This window comes from Chryseobacterium taeanense (genome assembly GCF_900099685.1).
GTDB lineage: Bacteria > Bacteroidota > Bacteroidia > Flavobacteriales > Weeksellaceae > Chryseobacterium > Chryseobacterium taeanense.
Map to the genome: position 1 here is coordinate 1 of NZ_FNDW01000027.1, position 1,415 is coordinate 1,415.

Annotated in this window: 1 rRNA gene; it reads left to right on the forward strand. The window is 30.2% G+C overall.

From position 1 onward, the window contains the following. Nucleotides 1–118 precede the first annotated feature (118 nt). Nucleotides 119–226, forward strand: a 5S ribosomal RNA gene (gene rrf / locus BLR30_RS17490). Nucleotides 227–1,415 lie beyond the last annotated feature (1,189 nt).

A 1,415-nucleotide genomic window follows, 5' to 3' on the forward strand; every position in this document is an offset into this window, starting at 1 on the left:
GCCTTATAAGTGCGACACTGGTTTTGCCTTTGTGATGAAATTTACCGATAAAAAGCAGTAAGCTTTACGCTGTAAGCCTTAAGCTTATAGCCTACTGCCTACAGCTATATACAGCCTTTAGGGTGGTTTTAGCGGTGGGGCTCACCTGTTCCCATTCCGAACACAGAAGTTAAGCCCACCAGCGCCGATGGTACTGCTAACGCGGGAGAGTAGGTCGCCGCCAGTTTTTTTAAAAACCTCATACAATTTGTGTGAGGTTTTTTTATGCATATACCTGAAACCTAATTCCCAGAAAAAGAACCCCAAAAAAAGTAATAAAAGCCAAATTTTAAAAACAACAATTAATAATCTAAAACAGGATTATCCTTCTAAATCTTACTTATTGCTTATTAATACATATCATTAAAGCTGCTATCATCGCTAAGTGTTAACACCATTGCAGATAAAGATTATCATCCATTTCTTGGTGCTTAGCGCTAATTTAATGTTTTTCTATATGCAGTCCTTACATACTTAAAAAATGCAATTTACCTTATTAGAGATTAATATTCTGAACATATAGACTCTAAGATCAATCTGTGACGAACAATTTGAATTATTCCTTCTACCGTAATATATAATTAGATTTTTTTAGCACTAATTATTGTGTTGTTTTAATCTATTATTATATCTATAGGTCATATTTTACTTTCGATAAAGTAAGTTTAAATTATATATCTTCCCAATTTTTAATATTAACTTTTTAAATAGCTAACCCGAGTATGATAGATCAAATTAGTTAGTTCAATAATAAGTTTTACTATCTATTAACCTGCGATAGAATTAAATTGCATTGACACAAAGCTCCTACCCCAATTGAATTCTCTAGAACATTTTATTATAATCTCACCTTCATAAACCTCATATGCTTTCAAAAACCATGAGCGTTTAAATGTTTTTCGATATTTTACGTCTTATTACTTCCGATAAATTGATATTCTTATACATCATTTAGCTTCAATAAGACCATTAGTCGACAAACCTTATAATTTATTTTGAACATTGTGGATAAGTACAAAATTATTTTAATCTATAAAAAGCCAATAAGTTAGACCTATAAATTACCAACAATAAGTTTTTAATATAAACTTTAAGTTAAATATACTTGTTTTGTATTAATGATTTATTCTATTTTTGCCACACTGAAAACGAGAGATAGTAGGTAGCGCAGAGGAGCTTTTAGATAAGCAAAAAAAGAATCTCATGTTTATTAAGGTTAAAATAACCAAAGTAAATAGGTACGGATTAATATTTATAAAGCGGGATATATTTTAGGAAAACTTTTTTAAAATAAATGTTGCGTGATAATAAAATATTAGTATCTTTGCAGTCCCAATTAAAGGGAGCGCGGGAGATTATTGATTAAGGTTTAGAGA